This window comes from Frankia sp. CeCAU1 (genome assembly GCF_977971845.1).
On record NZ_CDWWXA010000168.1, the window covers coordinates 1 to 6,174 of the forward strand.

The following is a 6,174-nucleotide window of genomic DNA, read 5'->3' on the forward strand; positions in this document are numbered from 1 at the left end:
GGGTTGGAGGCCAAGCCAGGCCAGCTCGTTGACCCCGATCCGCAGGGCGGGTTCGGGAATTCCGGGCAGGTCGCCGAGGAAGTTGACCAGGATTCCAGCGTCGTGCAGTCGCCCGGCGGCATCGGCGGCTGCGATGCCGTGCGGGGCGGTCCGCAGCCAGAGCTGGTGTCCCTTGCTGTAGCCGAACGTGGCGCCTTCCGGGGGCAGGCCATGGTCGGCCAGGCGCGCGCCGAGGGCGCGGGCGTTGGCGATGATCGAGCGGGGGTAGCCGGGGCAGCGTTCGGCGAACAGCGCGAGGGCCAGGCCGAGGGCGCAGGTGGCGCCGTGGTGGTGGCTGGAGATGACGTGCGGCTGGACCACGCGGAGCAGGCGGGCGACCGCCTCGTCCCTGGTGGCGATGATGCCCTTCTGCGGGCCGGGGAGGGTCTTGTGGGTGGACCCCCCGAAGCTGTCGGCTCCGGCGTCCAGGGCACGGCCGATCAGGTCAGCGGCCGGGAACCGCAGAACCTGGTCGGGCAGCAGGAGAATGTTTCGCTCCGCGAACCAGGGCTGCGCGGAGAGCACGGCGCCCGTGCACTCCGCCAGTTCCGGGCGTTGGGTGGTGAACGCGACCGGCAGGCCCGCGGCTGCGGTCCTGGCGATGACGTGCCGGGCGGTGGCCTCCCTTCCCGGCCCGAGGACCATGACCAGGCGCAGCGCTGTGGCGTGAGGCAACAGCAGGGCGAGGGTCTCGCCCAGCGGCGTGGACCCAGGTCCGAGCGGCAGGAGCTCCTTGCCGAACGGGAGGCCGAGGCGGCTCCCAGCCCCTGCGCAAGGGAGGATCACGGTCGATCTGTGGGAGGTCACTGGACGCCAGCCATGACGTGCACGCAGGCCTGGCCGATGACGGCGGCGATCCTACGGACGTGCTCCTCGGTGATGATCAGCGGCGGCGCGATCTGCAGCACCGCGCCCATCGGCCGGACCAACACGCCCCGGCGCATGCACTGCTCGGCCACCTGCCCTGCGAGTGCGTCGCTGGCCAGCTCCACCCCGGCCAGCAGCCCCCGGCCTCGGACATCCCGGACGGCGGGATGCCGCCGCAACCGCTCCAACTCACCGAGAAGAACGGTCCCGCGCTGGCGGGCGCGCCCGACGAGGCCGTCACGGTCGATCACATCCAGGCATGCCAGCGCCGCAGCACATCCGGTGGCATGGCCCGAGGTGGTGTGCCCGTGCCGTAGCCCGCCCAGCAGTGGGTCGCCGGCGAACGCCTCGTAGACCGCCTGCGTAGTCGTGACCGCAGCAAGCGGGAAGTGCCCGCCGGTCAGGTGCTTCCCAGTCGTCACAAGGTCCGGGACGACCCCGTCATCGTGCTGGAAACCGAACATCCGGCCGGTCCGACCGAGACCGGTCATCACCTCGTCGACGATCAGCAGCACACCGTGCTCGTCACACGTCCGCCGCGCCCCGGCCAGACAGCCGGCGGAACTCGCCATACTCGGACCCGATCCGGCAACCCACCAGGTCCGAGATCGGATCCGCCTGTTCCTCTGAACTCAGGCTGCAGGCGCGAGCAAGGTCTCTTGGCATCGGTCATCCGCCCTGGTCAGCCTTGTTCTTTCCAGGCAGGTCCGGCCGAGAGAAGCCCGGCTCGCTGCCAGATCAGCAAATACTGTGCCCCCCCCCCCGGAGAATTCGCCGTTCTGGCGGGATCGCTGGCCGTCGTGACAGCGGTAACGAAGCGTGGGGACGTCGAGCAGGATTCCGGGGGCGAGCGCGGAGCCGGCGACGAGGGTAGCGGTGTCCTCCACACCGTGGAGGGCGGCCCATCCCCCGAGGGCGAGCAGCAGCGTGCGCCGCCACATCACGCCCGCGGGATGCACCGGCGGCATCGTGCGGTCGGGCAGACCCGCCGCCCAGACAACGGCGAGCGCGCCACGCGCCAGCGGTCCGGCAGGCACAGTCAGTGGTGAGGCGTGCAGGGTGCCGTCGGGGTGCAGGTCACGGGCGTGGCCGGCCGCGTAGCCTGCGGCCGGCTGGCTGCCGAGCGCGCCACTGAGAGCGGCGAGCGTGTCCGGTTCGAGTTCGTCGTCGGCATCCAGGTTCTGGACCAGCGGGGCGGTGCACTCGCCGAGGGCGATGTTGCGGGCGACCGCGGGTCCTTCCAGGGTGCCGTGCGCGGCGATCCGGACCCGGCCGTCCCCGGCCGCCCCGCAGCCGGTCAAGGTGTCGACCACCGCCGCGGGCGGTCCGTCGATCTGGACCCGCCAGGTCCAGTGGGGATGGCTCTGGCGGCGCAGCGAGTCCCACGCCGCCGGCAGGTAGCCCGCGTACCCGGCGTGGACCGCGGTGACCACATCCACCCACATGCTCGCAGAATGTACCGACCCGACCCGATTCCGTGGTAGATATTCCAGGAAGATCCAGCGGAGGGAGCCCTGTGGACGTCGCATCCATCAGCACGCGACTCAGCCTGGCGGCCTCCTCAGCCGATTCCCGCGAACTGGACAGGATCTGCGAAACCGTGGCCGCCGAGCTGATCGGCGCAGACCTCGAACCACCCTTCCGTATCCCGTCGGCGGACTTCGTCACCGACCCCTGGCTGATCTGCGCCGACAGGTACTGGCGCCGCCGGCTGCTCGCCGAGCCCACCGTCGAGGCCGCCGCCCGCTGCGCCCACTGGCTCCACGACCACACCGACCCGCCCGTCCGCCCGGAGATCGTCGAGAAGTGGGCGCTGGGCTACGCGTTCATCACCAAGGACAACGTCGAGTCCCGCCACGACCTCACCCTCGCCACCGGCCGGCTCGTCGAGACCTACCGGGGCTCCGCGGACATCGCCTACTTCGCCACGCTCTACCACGCCGGCAAGCTACGGTCGAACTTCTGGTTCGACGAACTCCACCAGTTCCTCGAATCCTCCCTGCTCGCCGTCGCCGCCGGCCAGCACCACGACGACCCGCTCTTCACCGGTCTGCGCGCGTTCGCAGCCTTCGGCAGCCGCACCATCACCACCGGTCACGCCCTCGACCTCCTCGACACCGCCTGGAACACACCCGGCCGCTCCCGCGCCGTCGTCGACGTCTGCCTCAACGCCCTGTCCGCCGCCCCGCCGTTCCCCGGCCAGGGCGACCAGCTCCGCCGCCGAGCCACCGACGCGGTCGCCGAGTTCCCCGACGACCACCTCTTCCACTTCCGCCTCGCCAGCGGCCAGCGCCTGTGCGCCGACCACCCCGACGCGCTGGCGACCATCGACACCGCCCTACGTCTGCTGCCGGCCATCGGTTCCCGCATCAGCCACGAACTCCTCCAGGGGCAGTACCTGCGGGAACGAGAAAGGATCCAGGAAGGGCTCGATCGCGCCACCTGGACCCACGACCAGCAGACCCGCTGGCGTGACCAGGACACCGCCAACCGCGACCTGCGCCGCACCCTGGCGACCTCCGCCATTCGCGCCGTCGAACTCGTCACCGTCTTCACCGCCGCCATCGCCTTCGCCGTCGGCTCCCTGCAGGTCACCCTCACCGGCGACCTCTCCTTCCGCGACCGCGCCCTGCTACTCGCCGTCCTCGGCGGCGGACTCCTCCTGTTCGCCACCATCATCGTCGCTGGCACCTGGATCATCGCCGGCCGCCACCACCCCGACTCCGCCCCGCAACCAGACAGACGCACCCAGCCATGATCCCGGCGCCCACACGCGTACCTGTGCCCAGCAGGTACAGCGGAGCGCCTTGGTTCGAGGACAGGAGACGCTGTCCCCGCGGCCTTCGCCGGGTTTCTCCCGGGGCGGTGCGGTGGGCGATGCGGTGGTCCTCGCCCCGATACGGGCCGACCAGCGGTCCGACCGTTCCGACGGTCGGACCGCTGGTCGGGGCTCGGTGAGATCGGTGGATTGGTCCCGAGCGGTACCGGCGCCGGCCAGTCGACGTAGGCCTGACGTCGCGGACGCGGATCGCCGGCGGGCCACAGGCTTCCACCGGCGTGATCGGCACGGTGACCTGGTGGACGCAGAGAAGTGTCGAGTCCGAGGCTCAGACGCCAAAGCGATTCGCACCTATTGGGCGCATTACTCTGGGGCATGGGACGTAGACAGCCGGCAGGCGGGGTGGCCGTCGTGACGGAGCAGAACGCGACGGAATCGGGCGGGCCTCCCGTCGATCCGGCGCGCAGCGGATCCGCGGGCTCCGGCGACAGCGCGGCGGGGCAACTCCGTCTTCCCTCGCCGGACGTCCTTCGTGAGCGGCTGACGCGGCAAGGACTCGATCCCGACGACGTCGGTCAGATGGTGGACGTCTCAGCGGTCGGCATCACGGCAGAATGGTGGCGGAACACCAAGGTCGAGGACTGGCATGCCGGTTCCGACATCGGCGCCTTGTCTGACGTCGACATGTACCGCTTCAACACGCGCACCACCTCGAAGGTGCGAGAACGGCTCAGGAGATGGCGCCGCCGGGAAGGGCGGGGTCAAACGGTCGTAGCGACGCCTCGATAGGATGATCGTCTTGGCGTCGAGGGACTGGATGGTGGATGGGCCGGCGGGATGACTCGTCCACGCCCACCATGATATCCGTAGATCATTCGGAAGACGTTCTTCGTGCTCCACGTGCGTCAGCCCCACCGCCCGAACGGGCGGTGGGGCTGCCCCCCGGCACAGCCGCGGCGACGATCGGTCCCCGGCCACCGGTCCCCGGCCACCTGTCCCCGGGTAGCGGAGCCGGAGGACCCGCTGATCAGTCCGGGGGATCGTCGCCGAAGGGCCCGTCCGGGCCGTACGCGGCGACCTCGATGTCGATCATTGGAGGGCGCTGCGGATCCTGCAGGGGACGCAGCGGTGAGGTCGTCCCGCGGTGGTCCGCCCCCTGTTCCCACACGTTGAACTCGGCCATACTCGCCCAGACGCTGACCACCGCGAACCGGGACGGGTCCGCCGCCGACCGGTGCAGCGTGTTACCGAGCAGGCCAGGCGTGCCGACCAGCTTGGAGCTGATCTCGTGGTAAGCCCGCTCCACCGCGCCGGGATCGCCGGGCGGGTCGACCGCCCACAGCATGACCCGAACCTTCGTCGGACCGGCCACGGTCAGCTTCCCGCCGGAACGGTCAGGGAGGCCGCGCCGGCCAACTGGGCGACGACGGTACCGGTGACCATCGAGGCACTGGCACGCAACGGGTGCAGCGCCTTGCGGTGCACCAGGTGACGCTCGCTGTGCTCGAACTCGCGAAACTTCTCCTCGTCAACCCAGTCACTGACGATGTAGTACGTGCTCGGCTCCTCCTCCGAGCGGATCAGCCACTGCCCGAGGTTCGCCGGGTGCGAGGTGACCGCGTCGCCGATCCGCAGCCAGGTCTGCTCGAACTCGCCCTCCCGACCGGGGTGGATCCGCATTGTCAGCATGATCCGAAAAGGCGGGGTCGAGGTCATCAGATGCCTCCGTCCACGGCAAAGGTGGCGCCGTTGACGTAGGACGACACGTCGCTGGCCAGGAACAGGACGACCGCGGCGACCTCCTCGGCCGTCCCGATGCGTCCCAGCGGGATGCGGTTGGTGTAGGCCGCCCTGACGGCCGGGTCGATGCCCTCGGCATGGTGGGTCTCGATGACTCCCGGGGAGACCAGGTTCACCCGGATGCCGCGGACACCGAGCTCCTTGGACAGCGAGCGGGTCAGTCCGATCAGGCCGGTCTTCGCCGCGGTGTAGTGGGCCCGCAGCGGCAGACCGACCACCCCGGAGCCGGATCCGATATTGATCACCGAACCGGAGTCCCCCAGCAACGACAACGCGCCCTGCGTGACGAGGTGAGTGGCGGTGAGGTTGGTGGTCAGCACCTGCGTCCACTCGTCCAGGGGCAGCTGCGCGTAGGGGATGTGGCTGATCGTGCCGACGTTGTTCACGACGATGTCGAGGCCGCCCAGGTGGGTGCCGGTGGCCTCGACGAGCTCGGTGATCTGGCCCGGATCGGCGACGTCGGCCTGGACGAGCAGATGGTCGCCGCCGGTGTCCTTGAGCTCGCGGCGCAGGCTCTCGGCCTCCTCGGTCTGGCGCTGGTGGCCGGCAACGACCGTCGCTCCGGCTCGGGCGAGGCCGAGCACCACGGCCCGTCCGATGCCGCGGGTACCGCCGGTAACCAGGGCGCGTCGCCCGGCCAGGTCTGGGAACATCGCTGACTGTCTCCTGTGTCAAGGTGTCGACTGGTG

General features: G+C 70.4%; 8 protein-coding genes. 2 read left to right on the forward strand and 6 right to left on the reverse strand.

The annotated features are described in order from the left end of the window. From AC08OO_RS20775 to AC08OO_RS20785, 3 genes are all read right to left on the reverse strand, one after another. Positions 1 to 825: PLP-dependent aminotransferase family protein (locus tag AC08OO_RS20775; RefSeq protein ID WP_476609693.1), on the reverse strand; the 825-nt coding region annotated here is incomplete at its 3' end. 17 nt (positions 826 to 842) lie between these two features. Beyond that, complete coding sequence (locus AC08OO_RS20780; protein WP_476609710.1) at positions 843 to 1,520, reverse strand: aminotransferase class III-fold pyridoxal phosphate-dependent enzyme; 678 nt, start codon at positions 1,518 to 1,520, stop codon at positions 843 to 845. Between the two features lie 18 nt (positions 1,521 to 1,538). After that, positions 1,539 to 2,345, reverse strand: coding sequence for a glycosyltransferase (locus tag AC08OO_RS20785; protein ID WP_476618943.1), 807 nt, complete (start codon positions 2,343 to 2,345; stop codon positions 1,539 to 1,541). 161 nt (positions 2,346 to 2,506) lie between these two features. Between AC08OO_RS20785 and AC08OO_RS20790 the strand changes: the two genes are divergently transcribed. After that, the gene (locus AC08OO_RS20790; protein ID WP_476618944.1) at positions 2,507 to 3,664 is read left to right on the forward strand and encodes a hypothetical protein; all 1,158 of its coding nucleotides are present in this window, start codon (positions 2,507 to 2,509) and stop codon (positions 3,662 to 3,664) included. Positions 3,665 to 4,096: 432 nt separating this feature from the next. After that, entirely contained in the window at positions 4,097 to 4,474 is a 378-nt protein-coding gene (locus AC08OO_RS20795) for a hypothetical protein (RefSeq protein WP_476618945.1), read from the forward strand. 238 nt (positions 4,475 to 4,712) lie between these two features. On the opposite strand, the gene AC08OO_RS20800 is transcribed toward AC08OO_RS20795, so the two are convergent. From AC08OO_RS20800 to AC08OO_RS20810, 3 genes are read right to left on the reverse strand one after another with little or no spacing between them, the layout of a single operon-like run. Next, a complete protein-coding gene (locus AC08OO_RS20800; protein ID WP_476609711.1) occupies positions 4,713 to 5,030 on the reverse strand; it encodes an antibiotic biosynthesis monooxygenase family protein in 318 nt (105 codons plus the stop codon). A 29-nt stretch (positions 5,031 to 5,059) separates the two neighbouring features. Continuing rightward, positions 5,060 to 5,401: an antibiotic biosynthesis monooxygenase family protein gene (locus AC08OO_RS20805; RefSeq protein ID WP_476607370.1), complete on the reverse strand. Its 342-nt coding sequence runs from the start codon at positions 5,399 to 5,401 to the stop codon at positions 5,060 to 5,062. Continuing rightward, positions 5,401 to 6,138 carry an SDR family NAD(P)-dependent oxidoreductase gene (locus AC08OO_RS20810; protein WP_476607369.1) on the reverse strand — a complete coding sequence of 246 codons (738 nt, stop codon included), beginning with the start codon at positions 6,136 to 6,138 and terminating at the stop codon, positions 5,401 to 5,403. The genes AC08OO_RS20805 and AC08OO_RS20810 overlap by 1 nt, the downstream gene beginning before the upstream one ends. Positions 6,139 to 6,174: the final 36 nt, after the last annotated feature.